At 40.1% G+C, this 17737-nt stretch carries 19 protein-coding genes; 10 read left to right on the forward strand and 9 right to left on the reverse strand.

Annotated elements, in window-relative coordinates; translation table 11 throughout:
- The first annotated feature begins 22 nt into the window (after positions 1 to 22).
- The 6 genes from B7696_RS05855 to B7696_RS10570 all read left to right on the forward strand — a co-directional run bounded on the left by B7696_RS05855 (position 23) and on the right by B7696_RS10570 (position 5110).
- On the forward strand, positions 23 to 1507 hold the full coding sequence (locus B7696_RS05855; protein ID WP_084862694.1) for an ABC transporter substrate-binding protein: 1485 nt from the start codon (positions 23 to 25) through the stop codon (positions 1505 to 1507).
- A 234-nt stretch (positions 1508 to 1741) separates the two neighbouring features.
- Entirely contained in the window at positions 1742 to 2431 is a 690-nt protein-coding gene (locus B7696_RS05860; protein WP_084862696.1) for a CPBP family intramembrane glutamic endopeptidase, read from the forward strand.
- 55 nt (positions 2432 to 2486) lie between these two features.
- Positions 2487 to 2783: a bacteriocin immunity protein gene (locus B7696_RS05865; protein ID WP_179211337.1), complete on the forward strand. Its 297-nt coding sequence runs from the start codon at positions 2487 to 2489 to the stop codon at positions 2781 to 2783.
- Between the two features lie 131 nt (positions 2784 to 2914).
- Positions 2915 to 3901: an oxygen-dependent tRNA uridine(34) hydroxylase TrhO gene (gene trhO / locus B7696_RS05870; protein ID WP_084862700.1), complete on the forward strand. Its 987-nt coding sequence runs from the start codon at positions 2915 to 2917 to the stop codon at positions 3899 to 3901.
- Positions 3902 to 4022: 121 nt separating this feature from the next.
- Complete coding sequence (locus tag B7696_RS05875) at positions 4023 to 4883, forward strand: DUF4299 family protein (protein WP_084862702.1); 861 nt, start codon at positions 4023 to 4025, stop codon at positions 4881 to 4883.
- Between the two features lie 74 nt (positions 4884 to 4957).
- Complete coding sequence (locus B7696_RS10570; RefSeq protein WP_084862703.1) at positions 4958 to 5110, forward strand: hypothetical protein; 153 nt, start codon at positions 4958 to 4960, stop codon at positions 5108 to 5110.
- Here the strand turns inward: B7696_RS10570 and B7696_RS05885 are convergent.
- The 5 genes from B7696_RS05885 to B7696_RS05905 form a co-directional block, all read right to left on the reverse strand.
- Positions 5107 to 6171 carry a DUF6574 domain-containing protein gene (locus B7696_RS05885; RefSeq protein WP_084862705.1) on the reverse strand — a complete coding sequence of 355 codons (1065 nt, stop codon included), beginning with the start codon at positions 6169 to 6171 and terminating at the stop codon, positions 5107 to 5109. The genes B7696_RS10570 and B7696_RS05885 overlap by 4 nt on opposite strands.
- A gap of 62 nt (positions 6172 to 6233) precedes the next feature.
- The gene (locus tag B7696_RS05890) at positions 6234 to 7184 is read right to left on the reverse strand and encodes a DUF4097 family beta strand repeat-containing protein (protein ID WP_084862707.1); all 951 of its coding nucleotides are present in this window, start codon (positions 7182 to 7184) and stop codon (positions 6234 to 6236) included.
- Complete coding sequence (locus B7696_RS05895) at positions 7177 to 7770, reverse strand: DUF1700 domain-containing protein (protein WP_084862708.1); 594 nt, start codon at positions 7768 to 7770, stop codon at positions 7177 to 7179. The genes B7696_RS05890 and B7696_RS05895 overlap by 8 nt, the downstream gene beginning before the upstream one ends.
- Entirely contained in the window at positions 7757 to 8083 is a 327-nt protein-coding gene (locus B7696_RS05900; RefSeq protein ID WP_000273858.1) for a PadR family transcriptional regulator, read from the reverse strand. The genes B7696_RS05895 and B7696_RS05900 overlap by 14 nt, the downstream gene beginning before the upstream one ends.
- 138 nt (positions 8084 to 8221) lie before the next feature.
- A complete protein-coding gene (locus B7696_RS05905) occupies positions 8222 to 9388 on the reverse strand; it encodes a CynX/NimT family MFS transporter (RefSeq protein ID WP_084862711.1) in 1167 nt (388 codons plus the stop codon).
- Positions 9389 to 9538: 150 nt separating this feature from the next.
- Between B7696_RS05905 and B7696_RS05910 the strand changes: the two genes are divergently transcribed.
- Both B7696_RS05910 and B7696_RS05915 read left to right on the forward strand, forming a co-directional pair.
- Positions 9539 to 10576, forward strand: coding sequence for a glycosyltransferase family 2 protein (locus B7696_RS05910; RefSeq protein ID WP_414300525.1), 1038 nt, complete (start codon positions 9539 to 9541; stop codon positions 10574 to 10576).
- A gap of 67 nt (positions 10577 to 10643) precedes the next feature.
- Positions 10644 to 12494 (forward strand): polysaccharide biosynthesis protein, encoded by a 1851-nt coding sequence (locus B7696_RS05915; protein ID WP_084862713.1) that lies wholly within the window; start codon positions 10644 to 10646, stop codon positions 12492 to 12494.
- A 216-nt stretch (positions 12495 to 12710) separates the two neighbouring features.
- On the opposite strand, the gene B7696_RS05920 is transcribed toward B7696_RS05915, so the two are convergent.
- From B7696_RS05920 to sdaAB, 3 genes are read right to left on the reverse strand one after another with little or no spacing between them, the layout of a single operon-like run.
- A complete protein-coding gene (locus B7696_RS05920) occupies positions 12711 to 13343 on the reverse strand; it encodes an HAD hydrolase-like protein (protein WP_078238069.1) in 633 nt (210 codons plus the stop codon).
- Between the two features lie 21 nt (positions 13344 to 13364).
- Positions 13365 to 14237 (reverse strand): L-serine ammonia-lyase, iron-sulfur-dependent, subunit alpha, encoded by an 873-nt coding sequence (gene sdaAA / locus B7696_RS05925; RefSeq protein WP_000500041.1) that lies wholly within the window; start codon positions 14235 to 14237, stop codon positions 13365 to 13367.
- Between the two features lie 8 nt (positions 14238 to 14245).
- Positions 14246 to 14917 carry an L-serine ammonia-lyase, iron-sulfur-dependent subunit beta gene (gene sdaAB, locus B7696_RS05930; RefSeq protein WP_000838909.1) on the reverse strand — a complete coding sequence of 224 codons (672 nt, stop codon included), beginning with the start codon at positions 14915 to 14917 and terminating at the stop codon, positions 14246 to 14248.
- Positions 14918 to 15156: 239 nt separating this feature from the next.
- Here sdaAB and apf point away from each other — a divergent pair, with 239 nt between their 5' ends.
- Positions 15157 to 15807 carry an aggregation-promoting factor gene (apf, locus tag B7696_RS05935; protein ID WP_000843470.1) on the forward strand — a complete coding sequence of 217 codons (651 nt, stop codon included), beginning with the start codon at positions 15157 to 15159 and terminating at the stop codon, positions 15805 to 15807.
- A gap of 51 nt (positions 15808 to 15858) precedes the next feature.
- On the opposite strand, the gene B7696_RS05940 is transcribed toward apf, so the two are convergent.
- Positions 15859 to 16722, reverse strand: coding sequence for a helix-turn-helix domain-containing protein (locus tag B7696_RS05940; protein ID WP_001268144.1), 864 nt, complete (start codon positions 16720 to 16722; stop codon positions 15859 to 15861).
- Between the two features lie 321 nt (positions 16723 to 17043).
- Here B7696_RS05940 and B7696_RS05945 point away from each other — a divergent pair, with 321 nt between their 5' ends.
- Positions 17044 to 17631, forward strand: coding sequence for a hypothetical protein (locus B7696_RS05945; protein ID WP_033685617.1), 588 nt, complete (start codon positions 17044 to 17046; stop codon positions 17629 to 17631).
- The last annotated feature ends 106 nt before the right edge of the window (positions 17632 to 17737 follow it).

Genomic DNA, 17737 nt, shown 5'->3' on the forward strand with positions numbered 1-17737 from the left:
ATAAAAAAAAGGAGTTTTTGTCATGAAAAACTGGAAAAAATATGCTTTTGCATCTGCTAGCGTAGTCGCTTTGGCTGCTGGTCTCGCTGCTTGTGGAAACCTTTCAGGTAACAGCAAAAAAGCTGCTGACTCAGCTTCAGGTGAAAAAACTGTTATCAAAATGTACCAAATCGGTGACAAACCAGATAACTTGGATGAATTGCTAGAAAATGCTAACAAAATCATCGGTGAAAAAGTTGGTGCTAAATTGGATATCCAATATCTTGGATGGGGTGACTATGATAAGAAAATGTCAGTTATCACATCATCTGGTGAAAACTACGATATCGCCTTTGCATCTAACTATGTTGTAAATGCTCAAAAAGGTGCCTATGCTGACTTGACTGACTTGTATAAGAAAGAAGGGGCAGAGCTTTATAAAGCACTTGACCCAGCTTACATCAAAGGTAACAGTATTAACGGTAAAATTTACGCAGTTCCAGTTGCAGCCAACGTTGCATCATCTCAAAACTTCGCCTTCAACGGAACTCTCCTTGCTAAATACGGTATCGATATTTCAGGTGTCACTTCATATGAAACACTTGAACCAGTCTTGAAACAAATCAAAGAAAAAGCTCCAGATGTAGTGCCATTTGCGGTTACTAAAAACTTCATCCCATCTGATAACTTTGACTACCCAGTTCCAAACGGACTTCCATTCGTTATCGACCTTGAAGGGGACACTACTAAGATCGTAAACCGTTACGAAGTGCCTCGCTTTAAAGAACACTTGAAGACTCTTCACAAATTCTATGAAGCTGGATACATTCCAAAAGACGTAGCAACAAGCGATACTTCATTTGACCTTCAACAAGATACTTGGTTCGTTCGTGAAGAAACAGTAGGACCAGCTGACTATGGTAACAGCTTGCTTTCACGTGTTGCAAACAAAGACATCCAAATCAAACCAATCACTAACTTCATCAAGAAAAACCAAACAACACAAGTTGCTAACTTTGTAATCTCAAACAACTCTAAGAACAAAGAAAAATCAATGGAAGTGTTGAACCTCTTGAACACTAACCCAGAACTCTTGAACGGTCTTGTTTACGGTCCAGAAGGCAAGAACTGGGAAAAAATTGAAGGTAAAGAAAACCGTGTACGCGTTCTTGATGGCTACAAAGGAAACACTCACATGGGTGGATGGAACACTGGTAACAACTGGATCCTTTACATCAACGAAAACGTTACAGACCAACAAATTGCAGATTCTAAGAAACAATTGGCAGAAGCTAAAGAATCTCCAGCGCTTGGATTCATCTTTAACACTGACAGTGTGAAATCTGAAATCTCAGCAATCTCTAACACAATGCAACAATTCGATACAGCTATCAACACTGGTACTGTAGACCCAGACAAAGCTATTCCAGAATTGATGGAAAAATTGAAATCTGAAGGTGCCTACGATAAAGTATTGAACGAAATGCAAAAACAATACGATGAATTCTTGAAAAACAAAAAATCATAAGATTAATTGATTTCGTGTATTCATTCCTAATTCCTAAAAACTGAATCACTGTTTTCCTCAGGCTTATCTGGGGGAGGCAGTGATTTTTTGAAACAAGAACATAGATATCCATGTTTTCTCTTATCCCTATTTAACCATTCAGGAAATCTCAAGCACCATTTAGGATTTGGAGTAAGGATTTAGGAAAATATAGCTTATATTAGAGATGTCTCGAGTTTACAAAGGAGGGTTCAAATGAAAAAGTATCAGCTTCTACTCAAAATAAGTGCAGTCTTCTCTTACCTGTTTTTCGTATTTGGACTTGCTAAGCTGACGCTTATTGTTCAAAATTATTGGCAATTTTCTTCCCAGATTGGCAATTTCGTCTGGATTCAAAATCTCTTGAGTTTGCTATTTAGCGGAGTCATGATTTGGATTCTGGTTAAGACAGGCCATGGCTATCTCTTTCGCATTCCAAGAAAAAAATGGCTTTGGTATTCGATTTTGACAGTATTAGTGGTAGTGCTCCAGATCTCTTTTAACGTTCAGACAGCTAAACATGTTCAGTCAACTGCTGAAGGTTGGGCTGTATTGATCGGTTATAGTGGGACCAACTTTGCTGAGCTAGGTATCTATATAACTTTGTTCTTCCTGACTCCACTTATGGAAGAGCTAATCTATAGAGGATTACTGCAACACGCCTTTTTTAAGCATTCGAGATTTGGCCTTGATTTGCTTCTTCCGTCAATTTTATTTGCTCTTCCTCATTTTTCAAGCCTGCCTAGTTTGTTAGATATCTTCGTCTTTGCAACATCTGGCATCATCTTTGCTAGTTTGACCCGCTATACCAAGAGCATTTATCCATCCTATGCGGTGCATGTGATTAATAATATTTTCGCAACATTACCATTTTTGCTGACTTTTTTACAGAGGGTGTTTGGGTAAATACTGGCGCGAGAGTTAGGAATGACAGCTTTTCAACTTAAGGAGGTAAATGAGTATGACACCATTAAAATGGTTTGCTGGAGGAAGCGAAAGACGTTGTGAAGCCATGATTATCATAGATTATCTATTGGAAGATATAAAGGATACGCCTCAACTGACTCCTTTGAAAAATCAGTTAGTGAGTTATAAAAGACGATTAGAGGACGATGGGACCTCTACCCCATTTATATTGAGTCAAATGAATGTTGACATCTCACGTGTATTGATTGACAATAAGCTGATGTTATCAGAAAGTCAATCCGAGCAGATCAAAAAATTGAGAGAATTATCTGCTATTCGCTATGGTTACTGATGAAGTGCAGGGATAAGCATCTTTCTACAATTTCCAGTCAAATAAATTGCATTCGTTTTCTCAAGCAGGTATACTAGTATAGTTAGATGAAAAATTCTGAAAATTTAAGAATAGAAAAGAGAACAAATCTTATGGCAAAAGATATTCGTGTCTTACTTTACTACCTTTATACTCCAATTGAAAATGCAGAGCAATTTGCTGCAGACCACTTGGCTTTCTGTAAATCAATCGGCCTTAAAGGCCGTATCCTAGTCGCTGACGAGGGAATTAACGGAACAGTTTCAGGGGATTATGAAACAACTCAAAAATACATGGACTATGTTCACAGCCTCCCAGGTATGGAAGACCTCTGGTTCAAGATTGACGAAGAAAGTGAACAAGCCTTCAAGAAGATGTTTGTTCGCTACAAGAAAGAGATTGTCCACCTTGGTTTGGAAGACAACGACTTTGACAATGACATCAACCCACTTGAAACAACAGGTGCTTACTTGTCTCCAAAAGAGTTCAAAGAAGCTCTTCTTGACGAAGATACAGTTGTCCTTGACACACGTAACGATTATGAGTACGACCTAGGACACTTCCGTGGGGCTATTCGCCCAGATATCCGCAACTTCCGTGAGTTGCCACAATGGGTCCGTGATAACAAGGAAAAATTCATGGACAAGCGTGTCGTGGTTTACTGTACAGGTGGGGTTCGCTGTGAGAAATTCTCAGGCTGGATGGTCCGTGAAGGCTACAAAGATGTCGGCCAATTGCACGGAGGAATCGCAACTTACGGTAAAGACCCAGAAGTCCAAGGTGAGCTTTGGGATGGGAAAATGTACGTCTTTGACGAGCGTATCGCAGTCGATGTCAACCATGTCAACCCAACCATCGTAGGGAAAGACTGGTTTGATGGAACACCATGTGAACGTTATGTCAACTGTGGAAATCCATTCTGTAACCGTCGTATCTTGACATCAGAAGAAAATGAAGACAAGTACCTTCGTGGATGTTCACACGAGTGTCGTGTTCACCCACGTAACCGCTATGTTTCAGAACATGAATTGACACAAGCTGAAGTTATCGAGCGCCTAGCCGCTATCGGTGAAAGCTTGGACCAAGTAGCTACTGTATAAGATTAAACAGTCCTTAGGGGCTGTTTTTCTATGCTTTTTACTCAAAAATCTAAAGTTTGTTTCTGTATCTTTCAGGAAAATAAGGTATACTATATGTAAACGATTTCAAAGGAGTTCAGTTATGACGAAAACATTTTTTATTCCAAATAAACAGAGCATTTTAGGAGAACAGGAAATTTTGACTGCCAAGTCGCTCTTGGCCTTGGTAGATGGTTTGGAGTCACATAGCTATGATACTGTCTATCTCCGTCAGCCTCTTAATCGTCTCGAGTATATCGAGTGTGCGATAGTGGGGCAATCACAATTCCTTTTTAAGGTCAGTTATGCTGATGGTCAAAAGGCTTACCGTGTCGATCTTCCTGACCTACTCACGAAGACAGACTGGCAGATTATCAAATCATTTTTAGATGCTCTGCTTGCTTATACAGGAACTGAGATTGAAGGACTAGATGGTTTTGATTTTGAAGCTTATTTCCAAGCAAGTATTCAAACTCATATTGCAGACGCTGCAGCTCGTTTTACGATTTGTCAAGGAATCTTTAATCCTGTTTTCTTTAGTCATGAGGACTTGAAGAGCTTTTTAGAGGCAGATGGCTTGGCTCAGTTTGAAGCACGTGTACGTGCGGTTCAAGAGACAGATGCCTACTTTGCAAGAGTTTCCTTCTATCAGGATGGAGAAGGACAAGTTCACGGTGTTTACCATCTGGCTCAAGGAGTCAAGACAGTATTACCGAGAGAACCATTTGTTCCTGCAGCCTATATTGAGCAATTGGTGGATAAGGAAGTCCAGTGGGAAATTGACTTGGTTCAAATCACAGGAGATGGCTCTAAACCAGAAGACTATGAAGCCATTGCTCGCTTGGACTATGCAAAATTCCTAGAGTCACTACCATCAGCATCTTACCACCAACTAGACGCCAATCAATTAGAAATCCAACCCATCTTAGAAAAAGATTTTAAAGCATTAGCACAAGAAAAGTAAAGTAGAAGCAGGTCAATCGACTTGCTTTTTTGACATAGAAAAAATCCTGCCATGGAAGACAGGATTGCTACTCAATGAAAATCAAAGAGCAAACTAGGAAGCTAGCCGCAGGCTGCTCAAAACACTGTTTTGAGGTTGTAGATGAAACTGACGAAGTCAGTAACCATACATACGGTAAGGAGAAGCTGACGTGGTTTGAAGAGATTTTCGAAGAGTATGAAGTTTAAAGAAAGGCCAAGATACGAAGATAATCCCCAATCAGTGCTACTTCAGCTACAAAGAAGAGGAGGATAATCACTCCGTTCACAAGGACAGACAAGAATAATTGATAGAAGGAGTCGGTTTCACTGGCTTGACTTGGTCTTGTAATGATATGGAGACTGGCAAGCAGAATGATTCCAATGCTAATCACACACAAGAGGGCTGTAAATCGTAGGCTGTCAAAGAAGGCAAAGAAACTAGCAATAGCAGTGAGGATGATTGGAATGGCTAAGAGTTGACTATATTGTTGGAGAACATTTTCTAGCGTCCAGTCCTTTTCTTGGTAGATAAATCGTCTCACAACGAAACTGCCCAAGAGGAATGAAAAGAAGAAGAGCGTTGTTGCTACTAGGATAGAGATAATCGAAAAGAGATTTAATGAAGCAAATTGTTCAGGGAAGTGATTATGCATAGTTGCTATATGTCCATAGTAAGCATGTTTGATGTGGTAGATACTAAAGAAAAAGGAAGATGCAGAAAACAGAATGAGCAAAAGAAAGGCTGTGTAACTGTGTGTGCTACTTGTTTCAAGACTGCTTGTAGGAGATTTGATTGCTTCCACTAGCCAAGACCAAAAATCAAGCGCTTGCTCTTTCCATCTATCCGTAGATTTTGGAGCTTGGTCGGGGATATAGGGACTTTCTAAGGATTGACTGATAAGAAGGGGCTCTTTCGTGGTTGGTTTTTGCTGAGGAAGTGCTTCTTGACTCTCTTCAGCTATAGTGACTTTTTCTGTTTCTTTAGAAAGGTCTGGCTCTTCTTCAGTAGAATTGGATGCTTTCTTTTCTTCTATTTCTGTTCTCGTTTCACCGTCTTCAGGCGTTTCAATTGTCTCTTTTTGCTGGCTTTCCAGTTTGACTTCAGCTTGAGAGACTTCCTCCTCTACTTGAGTATTTTTTTCAATTGGTGTATCGAGATCGGCTATCGTTTCTTCAGTCTTGTCTGCAACCTCTTGAGCTTGCTCTTCAGGTTTGTTCTTGCTTGTTGTTTTTACAAAATCATTACTTTCAAACCATTCTTGTTTCATGGTAGAACCTCCTTTTTAGTTAGATAAATATGCTTCCATAGTAGCAGATGTAAGCGCTTTTGTCAACGATTTCTAGAAGAAGACTCGTGTTCCTCTGATTTGAGTAGATAGATATCCTGTTCTGCTCTGGCGATGAGTTGATCTTTTGCATCTGCTTTTTCTGTCTTATAAGGATTGCTTAATCGTTCATCTTTGTTTTTTTCGTTTTTAAACGAACGCCTTCCTTCTCTTAAAAAATGAAGAATAGAACCATGTTTTGTTGAAAGATCTAAGTTGATTCTTTGTTTTTCTTCTTCGGAAAGTAGCAGTTGTAGGTCTGTTTTCGCCACCAATTCCACCTTGCCGTGAACTTGGATATTTTCAGCGTGGAAGTGATGTTCTGTTGACTCTAGCTGACTATCTGTAAGGTCTGTATCAAAGATATTAATAATATTTGGTGTTGTGAGTTTACTGTTTTTGATACGACTTCCTTCAATTCGGAGGAGATAGCTATTATTGGTATTGATGGTCGCATTTTCAAGACTAGCATTAGTGATACTGGTTTGACCGCGATTTGCTGAGATGTTGATCCCTTTTAGACTTCTTCCTTTTGGAACTTGGAGAATAACTTCATTAAAACGACTAGAGTAGCTACTTGCGATATGGAGAATCCCGCCAATTCCAGAAGAGAGCAATGGACTTTCAGACAGTTTCTTATCAGTGAGGCTTAGAGTTTTGTCGTTTTGATTTGTGACAAGATCATGGTTAGCAGAAATAGATGGATGATAAGAAATGTGGATTTGATCATCGAAAGAGTCTGTGATGGTGAGCGCGTGTTGGTGGAGCGTAATATCTAGGTTTTCGACTTCCTTGCCAAAGGTCAGCTCTTCCATCTGACTATCATAGACAGGTTCCTTGGACATGGCAAGTAGGCTCTTGATTCCGTCAGATTGGATGCCTACAAAGAGCAGGATAAATCCGATAACGGTAGTCACCACACCAAAAATGAGAAATCCTTTTGTCAATTTACGCATGCTGGTCACCTCTCTTTCCTTTTTTGAGAACAAATTGCACCAGGCGAACAATGAGTAGACCGAAGAAGCGAGCTACATAGGAAATACCTAGTAAGACTAGTGAAGAAGCACCGATAGCCAGTAAACCAGCACCAAAAATCAAGATAAAGGCTGATTTAGCTTGGGCTAAGACAGTGAAACTTTCAACTAAAAATAGGAATCCGCCGATGATACCAAGTATGGAAACCGCAAAGAAAGCCAAGATGACAGTCAAGGCTGCCACAAGGATTGCGAACAGGGTCACGAGGATGGCGATTCCCAGAGGAATACCGATAGGGGCTGCAAGGAGAGCTAACAAGGCGATATGCAAAATTTGTCGGTTATTCTTTTGAGCGGGTGCTTCATTGATTTTTTTATCGAGAAGATTGGAGAGAACTTCGTGGGCCGCTTCTTTGGGAGTTCCCAAGCTAGCGATGAGTTTTTCTTCTCCTTCGACTCCAGCATCGTCAAAGAGTTCCCTGAAATAGTCCATGGCTTCAATTTGGTCAGCCTGAGGCAGTTTTTTGAGATAGAGTTCTAGCTGAGTCAGGTATTCAGTTCTTGTCATGGCGGATACTCCCTTCTATGATGCCATTAATGGTGTCTGTATAGAGTGCCCATTCATCTTTCAGGGTCACGAGCTGTTCTATACCACCATTTGTCAAGGAGTAGTATTTGCGCATGCGACCTTGGAACTCTCTAGAATAGGTTGTCAGAAAGCTATTGCCTTCCAATTTTTTTAGGATAGGATAGAGTGTAGATTCTTTGATATTAGCGATCAGCTTAATGGTCTGGCTAATCTCATAACCATAAGAATCATCCTGCTCCAGTACGGCCAAGATGAGAAATTCAATCAAGGCAGAGGATGTTGGAAAGTACATGGGAAACCTCCTTTTCTAATGTGTAAGATTTTTATATATAATTTTTCTACACATACATTGTACATCTAAATGAAAGCCCTGTCAAGAGAAATGTGTAAAATTTTTATATATAAAAAACTTCTAGGAAAAACTAGAAGTTTAGAGGATTTTATCAGCTCTGTCCACTGTAAAGAGGGCCACAGTCATCAGGATATCGACGAGCAAGAGGGCCGCTACAGCTGGTACCCATGAGTGGAAAAGGTCAAAACTGTAACCAAAGAGGGTTGGCCCAAAGGCTGCTAGGATATAGCCTCCTGTTTGAGATAAGCCAGACAATTGGGCAGTCTTTTCAGGGGCGCTTGTCTTGAGTGAAAAGTTGACCATGAGATAAGGGAAGAGGGCGCTGGTTGCGGTTCCGATGAGGAGATGGATGGCAAGCCAGTAAATGAAATTATTGAACGGGAAAAAGAGCATGGAAATGCCGACCACACCAGCTAGTGAGACCAAAGTGAGCATGAGTTGACGGTTGCGAGTAGATAAACTAGTTGTCAGGCTTGGGATGGTCATTGAAAAAGGAATGCTAATCAGAGAGAAGATAGAGGTCAGCAAGCCAGCTTCGTGACTGGATAGGCCTGCATGGATAGCCATGGTAGGTAGCCAGGTCATAGCGGTGTAAAAGAGTAAGGATTGAAAACCTGCAAAGACAATAACTGCCCAGACCTGTTTATTATGCATGACCTTTGTTTTGCTTTTTTGTTTGGTTTGTGGAGCCAGTCTGTGATTATAGCGGTGATTTGGGAGCCATACTAAAAAAGTTGCTAGACAGAGCAGGGTGAGGAGGATGATAAGTCCTTTCCAAGAACTGGCTTGTGTAATAGGCACAGCCAGATAGGAGGCCAGAGCCGTTGCAATCCCCATAGAGGTTACATATAAGGTGGTCAGAAAACCAATTTTCTTGGGTTGATTGGCTTGGATAAGACTAGGAAGCAGAACATTGATGACTGCGATGCTTGCCCCAACCATCAAGGTTCCTAGATAGAGCAAGGGCAGATTGATTAGTCGAATGAGAGAACCGATAGTCAAGAAGAAAAGGCTGTAGGTGAAGAGATGCTCCAAGCCGATTTTCTGAGCCAGTCGGGTAGAAAATAGCGAGAAGAGAGTAAACATGAGGAGGGGAAGGCTGGTCAAGACACCAAGCGAACTAACTTCTACTCCCAGCCCTTGCGAAATATCTCCCAAAATAATGGGTAAAACAGTAAAAGGAGTCCGCAAGGAAACACCAATCAGGATAATACCTGGAACAAAAAAGAGTGATTGCTTTTTCATATATTACCTCTTCTAGCTGATTTTAATAACAGCTTATTTTAAGGTTTTTTCCTTATAATGTCAAGTAAGGTTTTGGGCTTTCAAGATAAAAATGGGAAAGTCTTGAAAATTATGATAAAATAGTGGAAGGAAAAATTCAGGAGAGTAGTAGTGACTCAAAATGTTGAAAGTCTTCTCGTATCCATTGTAATCAGTGCATACAATGAAGAAAAATATCTGCCTGGTCTAATTGAAGACTTAAAAAATCAAACCTATCCTAAAGAAAATATTGAAATTCTATTTATAAATGCTATGTCTGCAGATGGGACAACAGCCATCATTCAGCAATTTATAAAAGAAGACACAGAGTTTAACTCAATCAGATTGTATAACAATCCTAAGAAAAATCAAGCTAGTGGTTTTAACCTGGGAGTTAAACATTCTGTAGGGGACCTTATTTTAAAAATTGATGCTCATTCAAAAGTTACTGAGAGTTTTGTAATGAATAATGTGGCTGTTATTCAACAAGGTGAATCAGTCTGTGGGGGACCTAGACCGACGATTGTTGAAGGAAAGGGAAAATGGGCAGAGACCTTGCATCTTGTTGAGGAAAATATGTTTGGCAGTAGCATTGCCAATTATCGAAAGAGTTCCGAGGATAGATATGTTTCTTCTATTTTTCATGGGATGTATAAACGAGAGGTTTTCCAGAAGGTTGGTTTAGTAAATGAGCAACTTGGCCGAACTGAAGATAATGATATTCATTATAGAATTCGAGAACATGGTTATAAAATCCGCTATAGCCCAAGTATTCTATCTTATCAGTATATTCGACCAACATTCAAGAAAATGCTGCATCAAAAGTATTCAAATGGTTTGTGGATTGGCTTGACAAGTCATGTTCAGCCTAAGTGTTTATCATTATTTCACTATGTTCCTTGTTTATTTGTTTTGAGTCTTGTGTTTAGTCTAGCATTGTTACCGATCACATTCGTATTCATAACTTTACAATTAGGTGCCTATTTTCTACTTTTGTCATTACTCACTTTGCTGACTTTATTAAAACATAAAAATGGATTTCTAATTGTGATGCCCTTTCTTTTATTTTCCATTCACTGTGCTTATGGCCTTGGAACGATTGTAGGTTTGATTAGAGGATTTAAATGGAAGAAAGAGTACAAGGGAACAGTAATTTATTTGGAAAAATAAGCCAAATAAATTAAAATGTGCTACAATAACAATATAGTAAAACTCTTTTAAGGAGGAGTAAATTTCTATGAATAAAAAACTCACAGATTATGTGATTGATCTGGTGGAAATTTTAAATAAACAACAAAAACAGGTTTTCTGGGGAATATTTGATATTTTGAGTATGGTGGTTTCCATCATTGTATCTTATATTTTATTCTACGGATTGATTAATCCAGCACCTGTTGACTACATTATATATACAAGTTTGGCCTTCCTGTTCTATCAATTGATGATTGGATTTTGGGGGTTGAACGCTAGTATCAGTCGTTACAGCAAGATTACGGATTTCATGAAAATCTTTTTTGGTGTGACTGCTAGCAGTATCTTGTCATATAGTATCTGCTATGCCTTCTTGCCCCTCTTCTCTATCCGTTTTATCTTCCTCTTTATCTTGTTGAGTACTTTCTTGATTTTATTGCCACGGATTACTTGGCAGTTAATCTACTCCAAACGCAAAAAGGGAAGTGGTGATGGAGAACACCGTCGGACTTTCTTGATTGGTGCCGGTGATGGTGGAGCTCTCTTTATGGATAGTTACCAACATCCAACTAGTGAATTAGAACTTGTCGGTATTTTGGATAAGGATTCTAAGAAAAAGGGCCAAAAACTTGGTGGAATTCCTGTTTTGGGTTCATATGATGATCTGCCTGAATTAGCCAAACGCCATCAAATCGAGCGTGTCATCGTTGCGATTCCGTCGCTTGACCCGTCAGAATATGAACGTATCTTGCAGATGTGTAATAAGCTGGGTGTCAAATGTTACAAGATGCCTAAGGTTGAAACCGTTGTTCAGGGACTTCACCAAGCAGGTGGAGGATTCCAGAAGATTGATATCACAGACCTTTTGGGCCGTCAGGAAATTCGTCTTGATGAATCGCGTCTGGGCGCAGAACTGACAGGTAAGACAATCTTGGTTACAGGTGCTGGTGGCTCAATCGGTTCTGAAATCTGTCGACAAGTTAGCCGTTTCAATCCTGAACGCATTGTTTTGCTCGGTCATGGGGAAAACTCAATCTACCTTGTTTATCATGAATTGATTCGCAAGTTCCAAGGGATTGATTATGTACCAGTTATTGCGGATATTCAAGACTATGACCGCTTGTTGCAAGTCTTTGAGCAGTACAAGCCAGCTATTGTTTATCATGCGGCTGCCCATAAGCACGTTCCTATGATGGAGCGCAATCCAAAAGAAGCCTTTAAAAACAATATCCGTGGAACTTACAACGTTGCTAAGGCTGTTGATGAAGCCAAAGTACCTAAGATGGTTATGATTTCGACAGATAAGGCGGTTAATCCACCAAATGTTATGGGAGCAACCAAGCGCGTGGCTGAGTTGATTGTCACTGGCTTTAACCAACGTAGCCAATCGACCTACTGTGCAGTTCGTTTTGGAAATGTTCTTGGTAGCCGTGGTAGTGTCATTCCAGTCTTTGAACGTCAGATTGCTGAAGGCGGTCCTGTAACGGTGACAGATTTCCGCATGACCCGTTACTTTATGACTATTCCAGAAGCTAGCCGTTTGGTTATTCACGCTGGTGCTTATGCCAAGGATGGGGAAGTCTTTATCCTTGATATGGGTAAACCAGTCAAGATTTATGACTTGGCCAAGAAAATGGTCCTTCTAAGTGGCCACACCGAAAGCGAAATTCCAATCGTTGAAGTTGGAATCCGCCCAGGCGAAAAACTTTACGAAGAACTCTTGGTATCAACCGAACTTGTTGATAACCAAGTTATGGATAAGATTTTCGTTGGTAAGGTTAATGTCATGCCTCTAGAAGCCATCGATCAAAAGATTGAAGAGTTCCGCACTCTTAGTGGAGATGAGTTGAAGCAAGCCATTATTGCCTTTGCCAATCAAACAACCCACGTTGAATAAAAAAGAAAAACGCATATTATCAGGTCTTGAAAAACCTTGGTAATATGCGTTTTGTTATGTGTAAACTTGCTTCATTTTATTCTGATACTCAATAAAAATCAAAGAGCAAACTAGGAGGCTAGCCGAAGGTTACTCAAAGCACAGCGTTGAGGTTACAGAGAAAACTAACGTGGTTCGAAGAGTATGAAATTGAGTATTTGCCCAGTCTCCGTTATATTATTGAAAATACTCCAAAACTTCTATGGGTTTGTGGGCGATATAATCAGGCTGATAGTTTAGCAAGTCTGCTTGCTCTCCAAATCCCCAAGTGACGGCCAATTTCTGAATGCCTGTTTCTTGAGCTCCCATCATATCAAACTTGGTATCTCCGATGATGATGGCCTGTTCTGGTGCTAGTTGATGTGTATGTAAGGCTTGGCGAATGACATCTGCCTTATGAGGTGCTTCAGGGCTGGAGCCATAAATGCCATCAAAGAAATGATGGATTCCCAAGTTTTTAGTCATATCTTGAGCGGTAGGGGTATTCTTTGTAGTGGTGATATAAAGAGGATATTTGCTTGATAGCTCCTTAAGCAAGACTACAATCTGAGGAAAGAGTTGAGCTTCATGGATGCCTTTCTCCTTATAGTAAGAACGGTATATCTGAACTGCCTCAGAGATTAGTTCTTTGGGAAGGCAGGTCGCAAAACTACTTTCGAGGGGTGGTCCCATAAAACCACGAATCGTTTTGGTATCAGGACTAGGCACCCCCAGCTCCTTAAAGGTATGGGCAAAGGCATTGTGAATCCCGATAGAACTGTCAACGAGGGTTCCGTCCAGATCGAAAAAGATCGCTGTGATAGAGGTCATGGTTTCTCCTATTTGATAAACTTATTCTCCGAAAATTTCTTTTTGGAGGCGACGACCAGTAGGGGTGGCAGCGAGACCACCTTCAGCTGTTTCACGGAAGGCAGTTGGCATGCTTGCTCCTACTTGGTACATGGCATCGATAACTTCATCCACAGGAATTTTAGATTCGATACCTGCCAAGGCCATGTCTGCTGCGATGAAGGCAAAGCTAGCTCCCATAGCATTGCGCTTGACGCAGGGAACTTCGACCAAGCCGGCAACAGGGTCACAGATGAGGCCTAGCATATTTTTAATGACAAAGGCAATGGCCTGACTGGCCTGATAAGGTGTTCCACCGGCAGCTAGAGTCAAGGCTGCAGCACTCATAGCAGAGGCCGAACCAACCTCGGCCTGACAGCCACCTTCAGCCCCTGAGATAGAGGCATTGTTTGCGATGACTAGTCCAAAGGCACCAGCAGCAAAGAGGAAATCCAGCTGTTGCTCGTGGCTGAGGTCTAATTTTTCAATAGCAGCTGTTAGAACTGAGGGCAGACAGCCAGCACTTCCTGCGGTCGGAGTGGCACAAACCAAGCCCATTTTAGCATTGTGTTCATTGACTGCAATGGCATTTCGGGCAGCAGAGAGAATCGTGTAATCTGACAGAGTTTTTCCGTTTTTGATGTAGTGATCCAATTTGGCAGCATCTCCACCTGTCAGGCCACTACGAGATTTATTTTCATTGAGGCCAAGTTGGACAGAGGCTTTCATGACTTCCAGATTGCGTTCCATGAGAAGGAAGACTTCTTCACGTTCGCGACCGGTCAATTCAAACTCTGTTGTAATCATGAGTTCTGCGACATTTCCTTGAAAGTCCAGATCTGCTTGCTCGACCAATTCTTTGATAGAATAAAACATGCTTCCTCCTATTTAAAGAAATTGACATTGTGGAGATGAGGGATTTTTCGAATTTCTTCGATGGCCTCATCACAGTTGCGACTGTCAACTTCGATAATCATAATGGCTTTTTCACCAGCTTTTTCACGAGTAACATTCATCTGGGCGATATTGATATCATAGCGGGAAAGTGCCTCTGTTACGAGGGCAATCATACCTGGAATATCTTGATGAACAATGATGATAGTCGGTGTATTCATATTGAGAGAGACGGCAAAGCCATTGAGTTCGGTTACCTGAATATTTCCTCCACCGATAGAAATACCAGTCACACTGATGGTCTTGTGAGCATTTTTGACGGTAATTTTAGTGGTGTTTGGATGAGGAGCATTACTGTCTTTCTGAATGGTCCAGACAATCTTGATGCCACGCTTGTGGGCAATTTCCAGGCTGTTTGGGATTTCAGGATCATCTGTATCCATGCCCAAAATACCTGCAACAAGGGCTAGGTCTGTTCCGTGACCACGATAGGTTTTGGCAAATGAGTTAAATAGTTGGAATTCGACTTCTGTCGGAGTATCATCAAAAATGGAAGAGACAATCTTCCCAATACGAACAGCACCAGCTGTATGGCTACTAGATGGGCCAATCATAACTGGTCCGATGATATCAAAGACAGATTGAAAACGAAGTGATTTCATCAGTTTCCCCTTATAAAAATTCTTATCTCTATTATATCAAAGAATGAAGGTCTTGGCTTTAATTGTGGATGAAAACCTTTTTACACTACAAATAGCATAAAAAAGCATCTTTTGTAACAAAAAATGGCTTATTTAGAGAAATAAAAAATAATTTTGTAATATTTCTACATAAAAGTGTCAAGAAACGGTAATATTTAAAGGGTATGATAGAACTATAGAAAGAAGGAGAATTTTCAAATATGAAATCAACAACTAAAAAGATTAAAACAACTCTTGCAGGAGTAGCTGCCTTGTTTGCAGTATTTGCTCCATCATTTGTATCTGCTCAAGAATCATCAACTTACACTGTTAAAGAAGGTGATACACTTTCAGAAATCGCTGAAACTCACAACACAACTGTTGAGAAATTGGCAGAAAACAACCACATCGACAACGTTCATTTGATTTATGTTGGTCAAGAGTTGGTTATCGATGGTCCTGTAGCACCTGTTGCAACACCAGCGCCAGCTACTTATGCGGCACCAGCTGCTCAAGATGAAACTGTTTCAGCTCCAGTAGCAGAAACTACAGAAGTAGTAGAAGAAGCAGCACCAGCTGCAAGCGCTCCTGTAGCAGAAGAAACTGTTGCTGCAGCAGAAACTTCAGCACCAGCTGCAACTGTAAGTGGATCTGAAGCAGAAGCTAAAGAATGGATTGCACAAAAAGAATCAGGTGGTAGCTATACAGCTACAAACGGCCAATACATTGGACGTTACCAATTGACAGATTCATACTTGAACGGTGACTACTCAGCTGAAAACCAAGAACGTGTAGCAGATGCTTACGTTGCAGGACGTTACGGTTCATGGTCAGCTGCTAAAAACTTCTGGCTTAACAACGGCTGGTATTAAGAAATAATGAACAGAATAATTTGAAAAAGTCGAGGAAATCCCTCGACTTTTTTATATTTCTTTCGGTTGATAATAGATCTCCACTTCTTTTTTGAGAAAGGCTAGAATGGAAGTTTCATCGGTCAGCTCTAGAAGGGAGAACCCTTTTTGGATAAGTTTAGCATCATCCCTACAAATCCCAATACGGACATAGCAGATAGCAAGCATATCGTAGCTTTTCTTGTTCTTGGCATCCTCTAGTAAAGTATAGCAGATTTGTTGACACATGTTTCTGTCTTGATGATATAAGTAAATGGTGGAAAGGTTGAGTAGGATTGCCATTCGCAAGTCATATAAATGTTGGTAGTTTTTATAGACTTCCAAGCGTTGCAAGATTTTTTCAGTGATGAGATGGAGGTGTTCAATAGGAAAGCTGAAAAGGATGGTATTGAGGATTTTTAGGTCACTTTCATACCATGTATCTTGTTTTTCAATTTTTTCCCAAAGTTTTTTGACAGTTTGTTTCACTTGATCTGACAGTTTCTCTGTACCATGTTGACGGATATGAATGACAACTTCAAGCATATCCCTGATTTCTTCTATAGGCAGGTCGTGATGGGTCTTGAGATAGTTTTGGCATGTTTCAAAAAAATCAACTAGACCACTGCCACCAATGATGGAATTCATATTGAGATAAGTTTGCATGATTTCTGTCCGTTGGCTCGGCTGATAGAGATGGCAGATGTAGTCAAACTCTTCAAAACTCATATTAACCTGTCGGAGAAGAAATTCCATGTTTTCATATTTGGGAGTTACCTTGCCACTTTCAATCTTTGATAGGCTAGTTCTTGAAAGGACATCTCCGCAGACCTCTTCTTGGGTCAATCCTTTTGACTCACGTATTTCTTTATAGACCTTTCCGAAATCATAACGCATGATTGACTCCTTTTCGTGAAAAAAGTTAACAAATAATAAAATCCTATTAAAAATATTGTATCATAGTAATATAAAAAGTAGAAAATAAAACTAAAATAAGATTGGTATAATTTTAAAATGGGCTTAACAGTACTATGATGTAGCTAGAAAAGGGGGGATAAAATGTTTAAAAATAAGGAACTTTTTCGAGTAGTTATGATATTTGTGATAGGAATTATCCTAATTTTAATGACACCCGTCTTATTTAAAGTTGTGATGGAACTATTTTCAAAATAAATAGGCCTCTGCTTTATGTAGAGTCGTGAATCAGGAGGTTAAGTGATGAACTACAATTTAAAATATCTTTTATCAGGAATATTTGTCCTAGTCTTTATAGGTTTCCTAGTCTGGATGCGTTATCTTAATCAGAGGAAGGAAGAAGAGCATTCGGATGTGTCTTTTGAAGCGAGGTTAGATAGTGAGGTCAAGGCCTTATATAAACAACTAGAATTGGGTGAGGAGCCTCATTATTTCTTAGCCTATCGCTACCTACATCCCTGGTTTAATTTGGCGATTTTACCACCAACAGTTGAAATTTTCTTAACTAAAATAGCGCTGGTGATGGTGACTCCAGATGAACTGCTGATAAAAAATCTTGGGAATGGGATGACTTTCACAAGTGAGCACCATCGCGATTTGCGGCAAGGACTTATCCGCATTCCAAAATCAGAGATGAAAGAATTTGAGATTCGCAACTGGAAAAGAGTTTTTGTATTGGGCGATTTTTTGACAATTAAAACAAGCCAACATAGCTATTATTTGCAGGTCAGAGATGATGGACTTCAAAAGGGAAGTCTTTCCGCCAAACATTTCTCCGACTTGAAACGACAAGATTTTCTCGGATTATTGACAGATAAAAGGACATTCTGATAGACAATTGCCCCAAAAATGGAATCTCTGAATGTTCAACAATTCAAAAACCACACAGTATTCCATTCAATTTGATTATGTTCAAGATTGGAATGACAGTGTGGTT

Source organism: Streptococcus mitis (assembly GCF_002096815.1).
GTDB lineage: Bacteria > Bacillota > Bacilli > Lactobacillales > Streptococcaceae > Streptococcus > Streptococcus mitis_AD.